The following is a 17,154-nucleotide window of genomic DNA, read 5'->3' as shown; positions in this document are numbered from 1 at the left end:
GTTGCATCAGGCCGCATTGTAGCGGGAACTTAAATGGCGGCGGCGCATTGTTAGGAGAGCACGTTCAGCCATTGCGAAAGGCAAGTTTCAATGCCTTCTGTTCACGAAACCGACCAGCGGTCTCCGCCGCTGGAGACCCAGGTTGTTGACCTTATTCCAGCGCTTCGCGCCTTCGCCCGCACATTCGTTTCGTCGAGCTTCGAAGTCGACGATCTGGTGCAAGAAACGCTCTTTCGGGCATTGCGCGGGATTGATGGTTTCCGGGCCGGAACCAATCTCAAGTCCTGGCTCTTCACCATCATGCACAATGCTTTCCGCACGCAGTACAAGCTGCGTCGGCGCGAGTCTCCCGGCACAATTGACTGCGCCGAGCTGCCGATCCCGATGCCGGCACCGCAGGATTGGTGCGTCTTGAACGCCGAACTTCGCAGAGCGCTCGACACTCTGGCAGCCGATCACCGGGAGGTGCTCATCCTGGTTGCCGGATATGGCCTGAGCTACAAGGAGGCCGCCGACATCTGCGACTGCGCGGTGGGCACGATCAAAAGCCGGCTCAGCCGAGCGCGCGACGAGCTTGCCTGCCAAATGAGCGGAGTTCCAGTTCCCTGATACCGTAACTGGGCTCGGCAGTTATCGCCCATCAAACAGCTCGGTCCAGACCGCAAGCGCGGCTGCGCCGAGAAGAATGGCAGAGACAACCGCCAAAGCCGCCGTCGCGACAACCTTGGTAACGCGAGCATCGTTCTTGTCGCCAGGCGAGAGAGCCGATCGTGACCTAGCCAGGCCTGCGTCGCGAGGATCATGAAGGGCAATGTTCTCCTGTAAGGCTTGGTCCAACAGGTTCAGCCTGCGTCGATACTCGGCGTCGCTCCTGCCCAAGCGCTTCACTTGTGCGAGATTGTCCTGAAGGTCCGCACGTTTCACCACCACACTGAGGGGATTTGGAACGGCGCGGAGCGTCAAGGCGTCCTTCGTCTCTCCGGGCTGACGTGTCAGGGCCTGGACGGCGATGATAACTTCCGGGGAAAAGCCAACATCCTTCAATCTCTCGAGCGTCCAGCCCGGAGATTTCTCCACGACGTCGTGAAGGAAAGCGACAGTCTTGGCTTTCTCTCCGACAACAGCGTCCGCAACCCTCTGGCAATGGCTGAAGTAAGGTTCGCCTGCCTTGTCACGCTGACCAGCGTGCGCATGGGCGGCAACTTCCCGCGCCCATGCGCATTCTTCGGCCGGTGACAAGGGATCAGGGGAACGCCACGACGAGAGCCGGCTATCGCGAGTATCGGTCACTGCGGCGGCCTTTGATTGTGGGCGCCGCCTGGCATCGTCACTCCTTTGAGCCCAACGCCGGCAAGGTCCGAGTCTCCCCGCGCCGCGTCTGCGAGAGACACGACGCCGACCAGGCGCTTGTCGTGGTTGACGACCGGCATGCGCCTGATCTGCTCGTCTCCCATGTGGCGCGCGACCTCCGACAATTCATCATCGTCGAAGCAGTACCTAACATCGGTCGTCATGATGTCGCCCAAGCGCGTTTTCCCGTCACGACCGGCCGCCACGCAACGTACCACGATGTCGCGGTCCGTTATCATGCCGACAAGGCGGTCGTTTTGGCCCACGGGCAGGAACCCGATATCGGTGTCAGCCATTTCTCGTGCGATGTCCTGAACCAGGTCGTCCGGGCTCGCTACATGCACGTCTCTGGTCATGATTTCGGCAATGCGCATTGATCCATTCCTTCCATTCAGCCTTCGTCGGCTCCGCGATAAGCTTTGCCGTGCGGAGCAGTTGCCGGCGCCACGATCGTTCCAGTGCCTTCCCCCTCGCCCGAGCCGGCACCGGATGACCCGTCTTCCTCAAGCTCTCTGCGAGCCTGTTCCCAGTGCCGCTTTTCCTCGCCGAAGGGCCGCCCTTCACTCTCCCAGATGGTGTGGGCACGGCGGCGAATACGTTCTTCCTTGTCATCCATGACGATGTGCTCTCCGTGGTGGATTTGCCTTGCAAACCGAGGAGTCCAAGATTTGTTCCGTCCTGATTGACAGGAGAGCTGCTCTCGCCCGTCGCATGATCATTTCGTGTCGATCAGAGAGAGAGAGAGAGAGAGAGAGAGAGAGAGAGAGAGAGAGAGAGAGAGAGAGAGAGAGAGAGAGAGCGGCGGTCAAGCACGATCAAGCCTCTGCGGCAATCGCAACAGCCGACACCACAACGAAGCTGGGAACCAACTCCTTCCGTAGAGGTTGGATCTTACGACCTGAGGCCGCGGAATGGCTGGAGGGACAAACCACGCGATGGAGCAGGTGCAATGGCAGAAAGACTGGACGAGCGGGGCGAGCCGCTGTCTGCGACCCACGATTCCGAGCGAACCACTTTCTCCGCCAGCGAGGCGCGGCAGGCAGGAATGGGTGCGCGCATTTTCCTGGTTCTTGCCGCAAGTCTGGCGCTTGCTTTCGTTGTCTGGGGCATTGTCGAATGGAGCCAAGACAGAGAGGATAGACAGCCGGCTGCCGGCGGAAGTGTTCAGCCCACTGTTACAGAACCGAGGCCGAACTGAGCGCCATCGGGACTTTTGCACTTCGTTGCCTCGGCCCGTGGGTTTCTGGATGAAGTAAGGCATCCAGTCGCGGCCGGCTCAATTTGGACCGTACGGGCTTTCGCTATGGATGACTTCCATCAATGCGTGGAGCCATTCCGCAAGCGATTGTGACCTGCACCTGAGGGGTGCCAGAACAATGGCCCGCTCAAGCGTGCGCTCGACCAGACCGTCGGCAGCTACCATATCCCCCATCAGCCTCCGTGCCCTCAGACGAAGCCCCGGAACGAGGTCGACAATACTCTGTTCATGGAAGGGCGAACCGACCGGCGTCAGAATAGACAGATTCTGGAGGTGTTGTTCAAAGACGGCGCTCACAAGCTCCGCGGAACCAAGACATTTGCTGAGGCGCGCGGCAGAACTGAAACGCTCTGGAAGACTTAGAGAATCGTATCCGCTGAAGAATATGAGCGGTACCTGACGGCGCGCAAGCTCGTCGGCGACCGGATAAATAAGCTCGCCGTTCAGATTGATGTCGAGAACAGCGACTTGGATATCATCCGCGATGGAAAGGCTCTTCAGCGTCTCTCGAACAGTAGGCGTGGGGCCGATGATGGTCGCGCCCGCCTCCTCCAGCAACAGCGCAATGTCATTTGCGACGATGAATTCATCCTCGGCAACCAATACCCGCAGATGCTGCAGGCCGCGCGTCATTTCTCATCCCCTGTCCGCTTCACTGGTCGCCTCGATTCGTCCTGAAGCGCTGGGCGTTCGGCAGTCTCGGCAACTCGGCGCGTACCGAGCGCTCTTTGCAGCCTGTTTGCGAGTATCAGCAGACGATCCGGTATATCGTCGATTTCGGCACCAACGACATCGCCCGTGGCATGGGGCGCCATCAAACTCTCGTCGTCGCTCGTCTTCTTGTCCGAAGCCATCCTCGTTCCAGCCCGTCCATTCGTCGCGCGTTTCCCGTCGCCTTCGACGGCGGGACAACTGAAAGGATAGTCCTTGTGCAGGTGGAAGCCAACCGGTTCTCCTTCCGTAGCAAGGCACAGGGCGAACCGCGCAAACCGTCGATCCCCGGCCGGCAGGGTCGGTCCGCAGCGGCGCTGCACTGTAACAGGAGGCGGTATCAAGATCGCCAGAACCGCAATAACGCGCGCGGGTCTCATCGCCAACTCCCAGAAACTCTGGTTTTCGGCAGAACACTCATCGACGACAATGGTTCCTCACGTTTCAGCCCGCTTCGGAACATTCCTCGTCGCCAAAGGTTTGGTCGAAAGCGATAGCTTAAAGCAACCAAAGGAGCGGTCCATGCTCGGAACTGTACTGTTGATCATCGTCATACTGCTGCTGGTCGGTGCGTTCCCGGCCTGGCCGCACTCGTCGGGATGGGGCTACGGTCCCTCCGGACTGCTCGGCGTGGTCGTCGTCGTCCTCCTCGTCCTCCTGTTGATGGGGCGTATCTGATTGGATGCGGCCAAGGCCATGCGATCGGCCGGCGACGAGCTTGTCTATGTCTCCGATATGGAGCCGGGTTTCAGCCGAACGCGCCTTCAAAAGGGCTTTCGTTATCGGCGTCCGGACGGCTCGGTGCTGAAAGATCCCGAGATCATCGCCCGGATCGAGGCGCTCGGATTGCCGCCGGCCTACGAGCGCGTATGGATCTGCACCAACGAAAATGGCCACCTGCAGGCAACCGGTTATGATGTCCGTGGCAGGAAGCAGTACCGCTATCACGATGCGTGGCAGCAGATGCGCAATCACGAGAAATTCGAACAGCTGTCAGCCTTCGCCAGGGTGCTGCCGCGGATACGTCGAAGGATCCGGCGGCAAATGGAAGGGAATGCCGAGGCCGCAACAACGGTGCTTGCGGCGCTTGCCGCCCTTCTCGACCACGAGCCGCTTCGCATCGGCAATCCGACCTATGCGAAGGAGAACGGAACCTATGGTGCCGCAACGCTTCTGAAGCGCCATCTCAAGATCCGGCCGGATTGCATCGAATTGGACTTCAAGGGAAAGGGCGGACGCCGTATCAGACGGCGCCTTAGAAATCCCCGCCTGCAACGCGTTCTAGAGGAAATCTCGGACCTTCCCGGGCGGGAACTTTTCGTATCCATCGGCGCCGACGGCCGCCCCCAACCGATCGATTCCGGCCGCTTCAACCGTTACCTCGCCGATATCTCCGCAGCCCCGATCTCGGCAAAGACCTTCAGGACATGGGCCGGAAGCGTCGCGGCCTTCGCCGCTGCACGCCAGGCGTTGAACAATGGTACCCGGCCCACGATCAAGCAGATGTGTGAAGCGGCCTCGGAAGTCCTGCACAATACGAAAGCGGTCTGTCGCAAGAGCTATATCCACCCTGCCATCCTGGCGCTTTCGGATCGAGACGCGACCTTATCCACGAGAAAACGGCGAGGCAGGTCGCGGCCCATCGCAGGACTGCGTGCGGACGAACTTCACCTGCTGCGGTTTCTCGAGACCTAGCGCAAGGGAAGGCCGATGGTCTTCGGCCCTCGGCCCCGCTTGCAAGGAATTACGGAACAAACGCGAGAAAGCTCGATTGGACATGGATTCGCTACGGCAGGTCCGAAGCGAACGGATTGGATCGAACCGACGTCATCCGGCCCAGAAAAATGGCAGTGCCTCAGCGGGCCCCGAAGACCAGGGCCGGATAGCGCGATCAGAAACGAGGTGGCGAAGTGCCAAAGCTCGTGCGATTTGTGATTTGGCATATGTTTTCAGGGTTCATCATCGGCACCCTGACAGCATTGGTGATCGTTGTCCTTAATCCGCATGCTCTGGGCCATACCGGTGTGATCGACCCGCTGGCCTTTACGCTGCAGGGCTTTGCGTTCGGCGCCTCCTTTGCCTTGGGTAGCCTCGGCACCGCCCTGATGGGCAGGATCGATTAAGCTCAAGAGGCAAGCCCACATCCACGGTCCTCACCATCTGCCCTCGGCCACACGCGATTGCTTTCTCGCGCCCTCCAGAATTGAAGCTGTCGTTCGAGAAGGCGACATGGACGCTTGAAGAAGAAACCCCTCCTTCAAGCGTCCAATGCGATCAGGCGGCGGCCTTGATGTTCGCAGCCGTCACCGCAAGCTTGCTGAGGGCCTTGTCGGTGGCGCCTTCTTCCTGAAGGGTCTGGTCGAGAAGCGACACGGCCTCCTGCAGCCCGAGCTGTTTGGCCCAGGTCTTCAAGGTGCCATAGCGAGAAATTTCATAGTGCTCGACCGCTTGGGCCGACGAAATAAGGCCCGCGTCAAGTGCCGGGCTCCCCTTGAACTCCTCCATGATCTCTTCGCCCTCTGCGATAATGCCCTGAATGGCCTCGCAGGTCTTTCCCTGGGCGCGCTTGCCGAAAATTTCGAAGACCTGCAGTAAGCGCTCCACATGGACTTCCGTTTCGTCCCGGTGCTTTTCGAACGCAGCCTTGCTGTCCGGCAGTTGCGCTGCACGAGCCATTTTCGGCAGTGCTTTCAATATCTGCCGTTCAGCATAGTAGATGTCCTTCAGGCCATCATGAAACAGCGTTTCAAGCGTCTTTTCTGGCATAACAACCTCCTTTGCGGGCTGGTGAAGCCGCTCCAACTTCATCGAGGTGCAAAGGTTCCGCTCGGGAACAAAATGCGGTTTGGAAGACTTGGCTTGCAGGCGCGCGGCTTTCGCTTCGGCATTGGTTCCGGCGGAGCGGCGATAGCGCCAAAAGGGAGACCAAAATGAAAGAGAACCAACCCGCGTCGCGCGAAGCCAAGCAGCGCGATGGACAGGCTATCCCGAGACGCGTTCGCGCCAGAGTCGTCGATCCCGCGGAAGTCATTTATCGGGGCCACTATGACCTGGCGGAGTTCATCGCCAGATACGGCCTTACGCCCATGGAAGCCCGCGACATCTTCGTCCGGTTCGGTCCAACCCGGTCCAATCTCGATCAACACATGCGGGAGCGTAGCATAAGCCTCTGACGACCAGGCCAGGCAGAGCTTTGCATCGTCTCAACTGGAAGACACGGTTGCCTTTTGCACCCGGCCACGAAGCGTTTCAGCAACGGCAGACTCTGGCCGCGCCCCTTGCTGAACTGTCGCAGACCATGCGGTGGGAACCAACGCTGCAATCGCAAACAGCTCGAAGGCAGAATCCAGGAGGTCTATGGGATCGAGAAGAACCGCATTCGCCGGGAGGCGGATGACTGGTACGATCGTCAGGCATTTGACCGGTAGGCACGGCGCCTCGGTCGATTGTCATCCGGCTTGACCGCGCGGACAACTGACCCTGACAATTATGCGGCCCGGACCGGCGAGATTCTCCGCAAGGCTTTGAACAACGTCCGCTGCGCCTGGCAGATCGACCGTTCCTTCAATAACGACGCTGTTTCCAAGCACTCTGAATGTGAGGTTTCTCGTCTCCAGTGACGTCTGCGCATTCAAGGCAGACTTAATCGCTGCAATGAGGCCAGAGATGACAGATCCCTCACGACCTCGGTGATTGAATTCCGGTAGGATCAAGACCATCGAAAGCCTCCTTTTCCTGCCCCAACCATGTGATCGGCGCCTTGTTCCGCTCGGGGCAGGAACTTGCCGAGCCTGTCGACGTTATGAGGTGGCAGCCGAAAGGGGCCAGGCATGGCGATCGACCAGACGCGCGTTGACTTCGACCATCGTCGTTTTACCAAAGGATTGGCGCGGGGGTTGGCCGGTGCTCTCCTCTTTGCGTTGCCTATGTTTCTGACGATGGAAATGTGGGAACTCGGGCTCTACATCGACCGCTCGAGGCTGCTTCTGCTGCTGTTGGTCAACATCCCTTTGCTCATCCTCCTAGCGCGCCGCATCGGGTTCGAAAACGTCGCGACCTGGCACGAAGCCGTGCGTGATGCCAGCATCGCCTATTTCCTGGGCTTGCTGGCGAGCGCGTTCGTGCTGTCTGCCATAGGCGTTCTCAGCGTCGAGCAGGCTATGCCAGAGGCGGCAGGCATGATCGCCATCCAGACGGTCCCAGCCAGCATCGGTGCCTTGCTTGGTCGCAGCGAACTGGGTCGGCGCGACGATGATAATGATGATGAGGACGCACAGGACCCCGTCGACGATGATACGCAAACCGGCTACGGCAGTGAGCTTTTCATGATGGCCGTCGGCGCCCTGTTTCTTGGACTGAATGTCGCTCCGACCGAGGAAATGATCCTGATTTCCTTCAAGATGTCACCTTGGCACGCAATCGCGCTCATCATTGCATCCATCGTGTTGATGCATGGGTTCGTCTATGCGCTTTCCTTCCTCGGCGGACACGAGCTGGAAGAAGGCACACCCGTTTGGCATGCCCTGATCCGCTTCACCCTCCCAGGCTACGCCGTTGCCTTCGCGATCAGCTTCTTCTGTCTCTGGACGTTCCATCGGCTCGACGGCATCGAACTTACCCAGGCGATCATGAGTACCGTGGTGCTTGCTTTTCCAAGCTCGATCGGCGCCGCAGCAGCGCGGCTCATTCTCTAGGTGACCCATGGCGAAATCGTCAAAATCCCGCTCGGTTGAAAAAGGTGGAGGGCACTGGATCGAATGGCTCACCGGGTCGGTATCAGCCATCGGTGTCATCGTGCTGATCGGGTGGGTCAGTTTCGAAGCTGCGACGCAGAGCGACGGAGCCCCCGATCTGTCGGTCCAAACGATCAGCAGCGCAAACCGGGACGGCGGATATCTGGTCATGTTCGACGTCGAGAACGCTGCCGACCAGACTGCCGCCGATGTCGTGGTGCGCGGCGAGGTCATCTCCGGAAACACTGTCGTCGAAACGGTCGAGATTACGCTCGACTATGTCCCGATGCATTCCAGGACGCGTGCTGGTCTGATCTTTCGCAACGATCCCAAGGGGCGATCCCGGATTTTTGCCACCGGTTTCAGCGAACCGTAGCACATGGCCAGCGGCATTGTTTGGAAAGCCGGGGAACCTCTTTGAGCGGCCCCGGTTAAGACCAGCAGTCGCCAAAAGGAAACACGACAATGAGCCTGACTCTGAGTGACATCTCCAAGGAACTGAAGAGCATCGATTTCGGAATGCTCTCGACGAAGAAAGCGGATGGCACGATAAGCAGCCGCCCGATGAGCAACAACGGCGAGGTGGAATACGACGGAGATACGTGGTTTTTCTGTTACGATCAGTCGAGCAAGATTGCCGACATCAAAGCCGACCCGCAGGTCGGCCTGACTTATACCGCTAGTCCAAGTTTGCTCGGCAAGCCCGGCATGTTCATTGCAATCGAAGGCGAAGCATCACTTGTCGAGGACAAGGAGGCGCTCGCCACGCATTGGGTGAGCGACCTTGAGCGATGGTTTCCGCAAGGGATCGACACCCCGGGCATCCTGTTGATCAAGGTTCGCGCATCGCAAGTCAGCTATTGGGACGGCGATGAAACAGGCACCATCACGCTTATCGGCGTGATCTCATAGTCCACTCGGTCGGCCATTGGTGGCACGCGCCCCGGAGGATTGGTTTCCCCAATCCTCCGAAGCAGGGAACTAGAGGGTGGCCAGAACACTGTTTCCGATCCGCCCGTCGTAGACGGTCCGCTGCGTAATTTTCCGTTCGATCGCCTCGATGACGGCTGCGGCGAAATCGACCTTGTAAAGTTCGTGCATCGAGCCGAGACCGCCTGGCGTGAAGACGTTGATCTCCAGAATCTTGTCTCCCACGATATCAAGCCCAACGAGGAACATGCCGTCCTCAATCAGCTTCGGCCTTACCATCTCGGCGATCTCAAGGATCTGTGGTGTGATATCTACACGAGCAGCGGTCCCGCTGGCGTGAATGTTGGACCGCACTTCGCCTTTGGCAGGCACGCGCCGCATCGCGGCATAAACGCCTTCCTTCTCCAGCGGGCGCCCATTCATCAGGAACAGCCGAATATCGCCTTGCGTGGCCGCCGGCAGATAGCTCTGCGCAATCAGATACCCCTCGCCGCTCACGGCCTCGAAAATCTGGTTGAGATTAGCTTCCTCGGGTGTACCTATCTTGAAAACATGCTTTCCACCCGACCCCTGGAGCGGCTTGAGGATGACGCCGTCGGAGTGGGCATCGACGAAGTCGCGGATCTCCTCGATGCTTTTTGAAATAAGCGTTTCTGGTCGAACCGCTCTGGGGAAATCCTGGAAATAAAGTTTGTTCTGAGCAAGTGCGAGGCCGCCAGGATCGTTGATCACGATCACGCCGCGCTCGGCCGCCAGCCGACCGAACATCGCCCCCACATTGGCGGCCCAGGGCCGATCGGCCGCGTCCAGCGAGGGATCGTTTCGAAGAAAGATCACGTCCAGCTCCGTCACATCGACGACTTCGACTTCCGCTTCGGCCTGCAATGCCGAGTGGAGGCTTTCGGCCTTCCGGAAGCGTTTCGACGGGGGCACGCGGCGTTTGACAAAGAGACGATCATCAGGCCGCAGCACAAAGTCATCAGGCGTGACGTAGCAGACATCGTGCCCGCGAACGACCGCAGCAAAGGCCAATCCCGTCGTTGTGAATGTCGCTGTCTCCGCCTCGATGGAGTTGACGAAAAATCCTATGCGCATCTTTCTCTCCTTTAGGGTGTCCAGCATGACAAATGGCGGCCAAAATCCATCCGGCCACCTAGATTGCGCACCTAACCCAGACAATGCGCTCCTGGCCTTATCGTTCCACGGTTCGGGCGGTCTCGCCTTGCCAGCGCGCCTCTGTGAAAAGCCGATTGATGAAAAGCAATCTCGCGATCCCGGTCGCCAAAGAACAAAGGGATAAATGTCGCGCTCACGATGGATCGCTGGCGGCGTTGAGGGCAGCCTGGTCGGGACCAGGTCGTCGACCAGTTGCTCCGCTCTCTGATGGCCGCCTGCCAGGACGAGTGCAAATGTCGGATTGGTAGGTCCGCATCAGCGGCGTGCCACTTTTGCTGTCGCACGGCGCTGACGGGAGAGAAGGGACGCCTCTCGCTCCAGGCCCGCCGACTGCCGGCGACCTGGAGCGAGAGGCCTGTCGATCAGTTAGTGGAAACGCTGGTTTCCGTACCAGTCGTCGACGTCTTTCTTGGCCTGGTCCTTGGCATAACCATAGCGCTCCTGGATCTTGCCTTCGAGCTGCTCGCGCTTGCCGTTGATCTGATCGAGGTCATCATCCGTGAGCTTGCCCCACTGTTCCTTGACCTTACCCTTGATCTGCTTCCAGTTGCCTTCGACGCGATTCCAATCCATGGCAAATGCTCCTTGCGTTTGTTTCGGATACACGTCCAGAACGACGCAATCTGCCAGTTGTTCCGATATTCTTTGCCAGTTGAGCCGGCCAGCCTCCATCACCAGATGGTATTGGCACCGTTGTCCTTTTGATGCGCAAAAAGGTCATCGGTGGGTGGCGCCGTGGATGTGCCGCCCAGGCGATCGCGGGCCGGAGGGGTCAGGTGCTCGACTGCCATTGGGTTGGCCAAAAGGAGAACGTGGAAAAATCCTGAGGTTCTCCATCAGCCCCGGCAATGCTAGGGTCCGGCATTTCGGCTCAAAGGCCAGCGAACGACCGCATAGTCCCATGTCGAAGCGATAAGGAGGCTTGCTGTCGCGCCAAAACTGAGCGTGTAGGTCGAAACGTACGAGAACACAGCCAGCAGCAACGCAAGCGCGATGAGACCGGCCAAGTGAGACAACGGCAACCGGTTCGCAGCGGCGAGCTTCACCCATATGTTGCCGCAGAGAAAAAGAGCCGGACCACCGATCACGACCGACGCGGTTTTCAACGTGGCGTCCTCTTCCGCATGCGACAGGGAGAAGTCCTGACCCACGGCCGTCAGAATGATCCCGGCGACGATCGGAAGATGCCCGTAGGTGAACAGATTGTGAGCGACCGCCTCCGGCCTCGACGTCCTTTCCGCCTTTTCTGCCGCCTCCTCCTGCCCTTTGTGAAAATAGATCCACCACATCGCGACAGTGCTCGCGAAAGCGCTGCCGAAGACCGGGAATGTCAGATCGGCGTCCATGTGCTCGACGGTGTTCCGGCCGGTTGTGAGAATGGTTTCGCCAAGACAGATGATGACGAAAAGGGCGCAGCGTTCGGCCAGATGCTCGCCGGACAGAATGAGGGTTTCCCTGCGCGCGCTTCCAAGTCCAGGGACCCAGTAGCGGACGAGAGGGCCTGCGTATTCAAGTGCAATCGCCGCCGCCCAGGTAACAAGCCTCGCCTCAAAACCCAAAAACGCGCCGGCAACCCAGAGCCCCCCTGTAGCTAGCGCCCACAGGGTTACGCGAAGAAAGGTCATTGCGGTCTCTTCGTCCTCGCCGCGGAATGCGAGCCAGGCAAAGACCGAGCGCCCGACCTGGATGGCGGCATAGATGATTGCGAAGGCAAGAGCGTGCTCGCCAAACGCTTCCGGGAGCGCGATCGCCATGAGAATGCTCGCAAACATCAGCGCAAAGAGCATGGAGCGAACCGGAACGCTGTCCGGGTCCAGAAGGTTCGTGACCCAGGTCGTGTTGATCCAGAGCCACCAGATCGCAAGGATCAACAGAAACGCCTCGCCAACGGTTGCTGACGTGAAATCGTCGGCGAGCGTATGGGAGAGTTGGATGAGGGCGAACACGAAGACCAGATCGAAGAACAGTTCAGGGAAGCTGGCCTTGGAGTTCTCGCTGTCCTGGTCGCGGGTCCATCGTTTTTGACCGGGCCGTGTCTTCATGTCTCAAGCTCCCTCCCGTCTCTTTGCGCAAGGCGGCAAAAACCTGTTCAGGCGCGCCGAGCGTCTGGACACGTCGTCCGTCGCCCATTTGCAACCGCTCGAAAGAACTGGAGCCGAGGCCCACGCCTGCGATCACCAGCCTCTTTGCCAGGCAACTTCGCGCGCAGCTTTCGCCAGGAGCTGCGCGCGCATCAAACGCAGAAAACTTGTGGAAGTTCCTTGAAAAAACTTCTCTTTTCGGTCGCAGGCCGAGGGAACAGATCCGTGCTTGTGCCGTTCAATCACCGTGGAGGCCGGTGCAGTATCGGCCAATGGAGAACAATCACAATGTTAAAATCGATCGCTACACTCGCCCTCGTCGCGGCATTTGCCAGCCCAGCCCTCGCACAGCAGAAAGTCGTCTGCGATGAAGCCTCCATGGCCAAGGCGGAACAGCAGGTCGCTCAGATCTCCGACGGTGCAAAGAAGGTCGAGTCGACGAAGGAACTGGCGATGGCGAAAGATGCCATGATGGCCAATGACATGGAAAAGTGCACGTCGCATCTCGACAATGCCATTAAGGGTATGGACGCCATGTAACCGCGTTTCGGTGAGCCCTTGAAATCTGCCTTGCGCAGGTTCCTGGACCTCCCTCCGACGATCGCAGACCGGATTTCTTCACCCTAATGATCGGGACAAGAGCTTCCGGTCTGGATCCTTTCAACCTACCGGCGGAGATGCACGACACCGCAGCAGGCGCGCCGCGCGCCGCTCCGGGGCTGTCAAATGGCGTCGGTGAATGATGCGTTGGAGGCAAGCGCTGATCAACAAAACTCAGGAACCAAAAACGACAAGCCGAGTTGGACGACTGCCTTTCACGGGCTGAGAACAAGGAACCGAACATCATGAAAAATGTGCTGCTCGCCGCGGTATTCCTCGGCGCATCGACTCTTGGCGCGCTCGCGCAGACCTCATCGCCTCCTGCAACTGCAGATGGTGATACGCCTGCAGTCGCGACGCCGGACACGACCAACCCAACGGCACCGGTCGCAGGCGCCAACAGCTTTACTGAGGCGCAGGTAAAGGATCGCCTCACCGAAGCCGGTTACACCGAAGTGACCGGGCTTAAGCTCGACGACAAGGGCGTCTGGCGCGCGGCCGCGATGAAGGACGGAAAGTCCGTTGCGGTTGCACTCGACTATCAGGGCAACATTGTTGCCAACTGACCCACCCAAGGAGACCACCGATGAAGACCGTTACTGGGCTTTTTGATGATTATGGCGACGCTCGCGCCGCAGTCAGCGCACTCGAAGACCGAGGCGTTCCGTCGAAAGACATTAGCATCGTGTCGAACAATGTTGGCGATCGGTATGCGAGCGCAAACGAAAGCGATGCCGCCGAAGGGGCAGGCACAGGCGCAGGTTTGGGCGCTGCCGTTGGCGGCATCGGCGGTCTATTGACCGGGCTTGGCGTCATGGCCATTCCCGGTGTCGGACCCGTGGTGGCGGCGGGCTGGCTCGCCGCTACGGCAGCCGGTGCTGCAGCCGGTGCAGTCGCCGGCGGCGCTGCGGGGGGACTGATCGGCGCGATGACCGACTCCGGCGTGCCCGAGGCACATGCCCATGTCTATGCCGAGGGCGTGCGCCGCGGTGGCGCCGTCGTCACCGCCCGGGTTGACGAGAGCCTCTACGCGGACGCCCAGGCCGTTCTACGCCGGGGCAGCTGGGTAGATCCCGAGCAACGTCGCGCGTCCTACGTTGAGCAGGGTTGGACACGCTTCGACGAAGGGCTCGATCCCTACACTCCCGAGGAGATCGAAAAAGAGCGCCTTCGCTATCGGCTTTGACGCGAACCAAGAGGGCCGCAAAGCGTTCGTCACGCAGCCCGAAAAGTCGATTTCGGCCCCCGCTCGGGGCCGATTTCGATACGCTAGGCGTGATCGACAAGCTTGTTAAATCGGCTCAGGCTGCCATCGGCAACTTTGTCCTGGTGCAGAAATGAGCCTGGGGCATCCGTTTTCTCCTCGTTTATTGGGCGACATGCGGTTCGGACAGGCGGAGCCGTCCCGTCCTAACCGCTTGGAACCAATCGGTAGAGCACGCGGTTTGGCATCGAAGAGGGAGGAAGGAGCCTGGCCACATGAGTTCGAACCCGCCCAGACCTGACGGCAAGGATCCGCCAGCACCAAAGCCAAACCGGGAACCACCGCCGATCGAAGAACCCGATCCCGACGCGTTGCCCGACGAAAAACGAACTCCCAACCCCGACGAAGTACGCACGCCTCCCGTCCATGCAGGTTGGATGCCGGCGTCTCCGTTGCGATTTCAAACCCGCCCCCCTCGCAAATCGTCGCCCGCTGTCATTTCCTTTCGACACAAACCGCTCCCGTTCGCTCGAGCACGAGGTGCAGGAATGAGCAACTGGATGCGAAGGAACGAAATCGCCGTTACCGCCCTTCTGCTTCTCGGCTCCCAAGTGGCTGCGCAAGGTCAAACGCTTCGACCGGAAGACATCAACAATGCTGCGATTATGGTTACTCCAGCACAACAACCGAAGGTCCCGGCGGAAGCATCCGGCCGCGACCCGGACCCCGCGATTGCGCGGCTTCAGGTGCTTCTCGATCGGGCGGGCACGTCTCCTGGTGTTATCGACGGGTACGACGGCGAGAACGTCGCTAAAGCGATTGCTGCGTTCGAGGCAATGGAGAATCTGCCCATAGACGGGAAACTGGATGATGATGTGATCGCCCGACTTTCCGACCCGCGGCCGGCGCTTGAGCCCTATGTCATTTCCGAGGATGACGCCGAAGGCCTGGTCCCAGCTATACCGAAAGACTACGCAAAGCAGGCCAAGATGGACCGGCTCGGCTACACGAGCATCATCGAAAAGCTCGCCGAACGCTTCCACATGGACACCGATCTCCTTACGGAGCTCAACTCGAACGCAACATTTGAGCCCGGGAGAACAGTTTGGGTAGCGAACCCCGGCACTCCGAGGCAGGGGTCCGTCAAGCGCATCGAGGCGCACAAGCAAACGAGACGCCTACTCGCATTTGCCGACGACGGGACACTCGTTGCAGCCTATCCCGCCACCATAGGGAGCGAGGAAACCCCTTCTCCTTCAGGCACGCAGAAGGTCAAAGGCGTCGCTCGCATGCCGCCATACACCTACAATCCCAAGATCAACTTCCGGCAAGGGGCAAACAAGAAGATCATGACACTGCCCGGCGGTCCCAACAATCCAGTCGGCAGCGTCTGGATCGACCTTTCGCAGCCAACCTATGGCATCCACGGCACGCCGGAGCCCTCCCTGATCGACAAATCCGGTTCGCACGGATGCGTCAGGCTGACGAACTGGGACGCCGAGGAACTGGCAGGAATGGTCAAGCCTGGCGTCGTCGTGGAGTTTGTCGATTAGGCGCATTTTCGCTCTGAAGCGCGTCGCCCGGATAGGTCGTCACCGACGCGCCGTGGTGGAACTCACGCTGCTCTGCACCGTTTCGCTTCGTACACCGCCTGAAGGACGCAAATGATACGAGGCTCTCTATGGATAACCTGGTTCGACATCATCGTGCCGTAGTCGCCGGCATCGATACTTTTGTTCGCGAGGCTGGCCGGGCAGACGCCCCTGCGGTTCTGCTGCCGCACGGATATCCATGCTCCTCTTATGAATTTCGCAACCTGATGCCGCGTCTTGCCGACCGCTGGAGATTGCTCGCACCGGATTTCCCCGGCGCCGGCTACAGCGCAACTCCTGATGATTTCGACTACAGTTTTGACGGCTACGCCGCCTGGCTCGAGGCCTTTGTCGACGCGATGAACCTGGACCGGTTTGTCCTCTACCTGCACGATTTCGGGTCGCCAATCGGAGCAAGATTGGCCATTCGAAACCCCAATCGCATCGTCGGCTTGATTATCCAGAATGGCGACATTCCCTATGAAGACGCCCTTGGCCCCAAGTATGCCGATATCGAGGCGCTTTGGTCGCTACCTCCAGCCGAAATGAAACAAAGACTGGCAAGCGCGGTGACCGAAGAGGGCTTTCGCGAAGAGTTTCTCAACGATCTTCCGGCGGACCTCGCCGATGCCATCCCACCGGACTTGTGGCAGTTGCATTGGTCGCTCCTAACACCGCGCCGCAAGGAGATCGCCATCGACCTGATCGCCGGGCTGAAGGAAAACAGACCCTGGTTTCCTGAGCATCGCAGGTACCTGCGCAGCCACCAACCGCCGACTTTGATCGTATGGGGACCGAACGACCATTACATGCCGGAAATTTCAGCGAGAGCCTATTTGCGCGATCTCCCGGACGCCGAACTCCACCTGCTTGAGGGAGGGCATTGGCTGCTCGAAACACATCTCGACGAGGTGGTCAAATTGATTGCAGCCTTCCTGATCCGCGTTCACTCGGCATAATCTCTTGCGCGAACCGGAACATTTCCCTCTCTTTCGGGTTGACGGAGGCCCCTTTTGGGGCAGGCCCTTCAGGGAAGGAGTGCACGAATGAAATGGCTTCCACTTACCGCATGCCTCCTGGCGGGATCGGCCTTCGCCCAGAGCCCCGATCTTGAGTCAGCCTGCGTAACCGTCGCAAAGAACTTCTTCATGACTGACACCTTGAATGTCGGTGTCGTGCAGTCCTTTCCTGAAATCAAGCCGCCGGGTGTCCGGTTCAAATACTCCGAGAGGGCCGACACGAAGAGACCTGAGATGTCGGATACGTTCGACTGTCAATTCGACCAGGCCAAAGCGCCGATCAAGATACTTCGCTTTTGCGTCTCAAGAATTTGCTATGCCACGGACCAGGAGGATGGCGAACGCAGGCGCCGGTTTGAAGAAATGCAGATTCTGATGCAAAGAGCCGCTACTGCCAAGCAATAGGTCTGCCTGCTGAAGCGACGGTGGCAGTGACCTGACGGCTCAAGCAGATGTCACGATGGCACATGCATCATGCGAAGAAGCCACCGTTTCCTATC

Annotated in this window: 23 protein-coding genes and 1 pseudogene; 16 read left to right on the top strand and 8 right to left on the bottom strand. The window is 59.3% G+C overall.

Annotated features, from left to right (window positions below; translation table 11 throughout):
- Nucleotides 1-90: 90 nt before the first annotated feature.
- Nucleotides 91-609, top strand: a complete 519-nt coding sequence (locus tag XB14_RS27335) for a sigma-70 family RNA polymerase sigma factor (RefSeq protein ID WP_077966463.1) — start codon at nucleotides 91-93, stop codon at nucleotides 607-609.
- A 21-nt stretch (nucleotides 610-630) separates the two neighbouring features.
- Here XB14_RS27335 and XB14_RS33880 read toward each other — a convergent pair whose 3' ends face one another.
- Genes XB14_RS33880 through XB14_RS27320 form a run of 3 tightly spaced genes read right to left on the bottom strand, consistent with a single transcriptional unit; the run spans nucleotide 631 to nucleotide 1,966 of the window.
- The gene (locus XB14_RS33880; protein WP_327327460.1) at nucleotides 631-1,290 is read right to left on the bottom strand and encodes an HD domain-containing protein; all 660 of its coding nucleotides are present in this window, start codon (nucleotides 1,288-1,290) and stop codon (nucleotides 631-633) included.
- Nucleotides 1,287-1,724 carry a CBS domain-containing protein gene (locus XB14_RS27325; protein ID WP_077966461.1) on the bottom strand — a complete coding sequence of 146 codons (438 nt, stop codon included), beginning with the start codon at nucleotides 1,722-1,724 and terminating at the stop codon, nucleotides 1,287-1,289. The genes XB14_RS33880 and XB14_RS27325 overlap by 4 nt, the downstream gene beginning before the upstream one ends.
- 17 nt (nucleotides 1,725-1,741) lie before the next feature.
- Entirely contained in the window at nucleotides 1,742-1,966 is a 225-nt protein-coding gene (locus tag XB14_RS27320) for a DUF2934 domain-containing protein (RefSeq protein WP_077966460.1), read from the bottom strand.
- A gap of 95 nt (nucleotides 1,967-2,061) precedes the next feature.
- Here XB14_RS27320 and XB14_RS33975 point away from each other — a divergent pair, with 95 nt between their 5' ends.
- Nucleotides 2,062-2,490 (top strand): DUF3915 family protein, encoded by a 429-nt coding sequence (locus XB14_RS33975; protein ID WP_419178642.1) that lies wholly within the window; start codon nucleotides 2,062-2,064, stop codon nucleotides 2,488-2,490.
- A gap of 136 nt (nucleotides 2,491-2,626) precedes the next feature.
- Here XB14_RS33975 and XB14_RS27310 read toward each other — a convergent pair whose 3' ends face one another.
- Nucleotides 2,627-3,241 (bottom strand): response regulator, encoded by a 615-nt coding sequence (locus XB14_RS27310; RefSeq protein ID WP_077966458.1) that lies wholly within the window; start codon nucleotides 3,239-3,241, stop codon nucleotides 2,627-2,629.
- A 600-nt stretch (nucleotides 3,242-3,841) separates the two neighbouring features.
- Here XB14_RS27310 and XB14_RS27300 point away from each other — a divergent pair.
- From XB14_RS27300 to XB14_RS27290, 3 genes are all read left to right on the top strand, one after another.
- Entirely contained in the window at nucleotides 3,842-3,997 is a 156-nt protein-coding gene (locus XB14_RS27300; RefSeq protein WP_077966456.1) for a DUF3309 family protein, read from the top strand.
- A gap of 18 nt (nucleotides 3,998-4,015) precedes the next feature.
- Entirely contained in the window at nucleotides 4,016-5,014 is a 999-nt protein-coding gene (locus tag XB14_RS27295; RefSeq protein ID WP_077967770.1) for a DNA topoisomerase IB, read from the top strand.
- Nucleotides 5,015-5,229: 215 nt separating this feature from the next.
- Nucleotides 5,230-5,442: a hypothetical protein gene (locus XB14_RS27290; protein WP_143348560.1), complete on the top strand. Its 213-nt coding sequence runs from the start codon at nucleotides 5,230-5,232 to the stop codon at nucleotides 5,440-5,442.
- A gap of 151 nt (nucleotides 5,443-5,593) precedes the next feature.
- Here the strand turns inward: XB14_RS27290 and XB14_RS27285 are convergent, their stop codons facing one another.
- Nucleotides 5,594-6,085 carry a ferritin-like domain-containing protein gene (locus XB14_RS27285; RefSeq protein WP_077966454.1) on the bottom strand — a complete coding sequence of 164 codons (492 nt, stop codon included), beginning with the start codon at nucleotides 6,083-6,085 and terminating at the stop codon, nucleotides 5,594-5,596.
- Between the two features lie 164 nt (nucleotides 6,086-6,249).
- On the opposite strand from XB14_RS27285, the gene XB14_RS27280 reads away from it, so the two are divergent.
- The 5 genes and pseudogenes from XB14_RS27280 to XB14_RS27260 all read left to right on the top strand — a co-directional run bounded on the left by XB14_RS27280 (nucleotide 6,250) and on the right by XB14_RS27260 (nucleotide 8,964).
- Nucleotides 6,250-6,492, top strand: a complete 243-nt coding sequence (locus XB14_RS27280; protein ID WP_077966453.1) for a hypothetical protein — start codon at nucleotides 6,250-6,252, stop codon at nucleotides 6,490-6,492.
- A gap of 147 nt (nucleotides 6,493-6,639) precedes the next feature.
- Nucleotides 6,640-6,747: pseudogene (locus XB14_RS33645) on the top strand (CsbD family protein); the annotation flags it as partial.
- Nucleotides 6,748-7,149: 402 nt separating this feature from the next.
- On the top strand, nucleotides 7,150-8,013 hold the full coding sequence (locus XB14_RS27270; RefSeq protein ID WP_077966440.1) for a TIGR02587 family membrane protein: 864 nt from the start codon (nucleotides 7,150-7,152) through the stop codon (nucleotides 8,011-8,013).
- Between the two features lie 7 nt (nucleotides 8,014-8,020).
- Entirely contained in the window at nucleotides 8,021-8,428 is a 408-nt protein-coding gene (locus XB14_RS27265) for a hypothetical protein (RefSeq protein ID WP_077966438.1), read from the top strand.
- 89 nt (nucleotides 8,429-8,517) lie between these two features.
- Complete coding sequence (locus XB14_RS27260; protein ID WP_077966436.1) at nucleotides 8,518-8,964, top strand: pyridoxamine 5'-phosphate oxidase family protein; 447 nt, start codon at nucleotides 8,518-8,520, stop codon at nucleotides 8,962-8,964.
- A gap of 69 nt (nucleotides 8,965-9,033) precedes the next feature.
- Here XB14_RS27260 and XB14_RS27255 read toward each other — a convergent pair whose 3' ends face one another.
- From XB14_RS27255 to XB14_RS27245, 3 genes are all read right to left on the bottom strand, one after another.
- On the bottom strand, nucleotides 9,034-10,077 hold the full coding sequence (locus tag XB14_RS27255) for a glutathione synthetase (RefSeq protein WP_077966434.1): 1,044 nt from the start codon (nucleotides 10,075-10,077) through the stop codon (nucleotides 9,034-9,036).
- 447 nt (nucleotides 10,078-10,524) lie between these two features.
- Nucleotides 10,525-10,731, bottom strand: coding sequence for a CsbD family protein (locus XB14_RS27250; protein WP_077966432.1), 207 nt, complete (start codon nucleotides 10,729-10,731; stop codon nucleotides 10,525-10,527).
- A 278-nt stretch (nucleotides 10,732-11,009) separates the two neighbouring features.
- Complete coding sequence (locus XB14_RS27245; RefSeq protein WP_077966430.1) at nucleotides 11,010-12,200, bottom strand: low temperature requirement protein A; 1,191 nt, start codon at nucleotides 12,198-12,200, stop codon at nucleotides 11,010-11,012.
- Between the two features lie 327 nt (nucleotides 12,201-12,527).
- On the opposite strand from XB14_RS27245, the gene XB14_RS27240 reads away from it, so the two are divergent.
- The 6 genes from XB14_RS27240 to XB14_RS27215 all read left to right on the top strand — a co-directional run bounded on the left by XB14_RS27240 (nucleotide 12,528) and on the right by XB14_RS27215 (nucleotide 17,059).
- Nucleotides 12,528-12,779 (top strand): hypothetical protein, encoded by a 252-nt coding sequence (locus tag XB14_RS27240; protein ID WP_077966428.1) that lies wholly within the window; start codon nucleotides 12,528-12,530, stop codon nucleotides 12,777-12,779.
- Between the two features lie 305 nt (nucleotides 12,780-13,084).
- A complete protein-coding gene (locus XB14_RS27235; protein WP_077966426.1) occupies nucleotides 13,085-13,405 on the top strand; it encodes a PepSY domain-containing protein in 321 nt (106 codons plus the stop codon).
- A 20-nt stretch (nucleotides 13,406-13,425) separates the two neighbouring features.
- On the top strand, nucleotides 13,426-14,025 hold the full coding sequence (locus tag XB14_RS27230; protein WP_077966424.1) for a general stress protein: 600 nt from the start codon (nucleotides 13,426-13,428) through the stop codon (nucleotides 14,023-14,025).
- A gap of 566 nt (nucleotides 14,026-14,591) precedes the next feature.
- Nucleotides 14,592-15,596, top strand: coding sequence for a L,D-transpeptidase family protein (locus tag XB14_RS27225; protein WP_077966422.1), 1,005 nt, complete (start codon nucleotides 14,592-14,594; stop codon nucleotides 15,594-15,596).
- Between the two features lie 128 nt (nucleotides 15,597-15,724).
- The gene (locus tag XB14_RS27220; protein ID WP_077966420.1) at nucleotides 15,725-16,594 is read left to right on the top strand and encodes an alpha/beta fold hydrolase; all 870 of its coding nucleotides are present in this window, start codon (nucleotides 15,725-15,727) and stop codon (nucleotides 16,592-16,594) included.
- Nucleotides 16,595-16,681: 87 nt separating this feature from the next.
- On the top strand, nucleotides 16,682-17,059 hold the full coding sequence (locus XB14_RS27215) for a hypothetical protein (protein WP_077966418.1): 378 nt from the start codon (nucleotides 16,682-16,684) through the stop codon (nucleotides 17,057-17,059).
- Nucleotides 17,060-17,154: the final 95 nt, after the last annotated feature.

The sequence above is a fragment of the Ensifer adhaerens genome (assembly GCF_002007205.1).
Taxonomy (GTDB): Bacteria; Pseudomonadota; Alphaproteobacteria; order Rhizobiales; family Rhizobiaceae; genus Ensifer; species Ensifer adhaerens_D.
The sequence above is the reverse complement of the archived record's forward strand: the minus strand, read 5'-3'. Positions and strand labels throughout refer to the sequence as shown.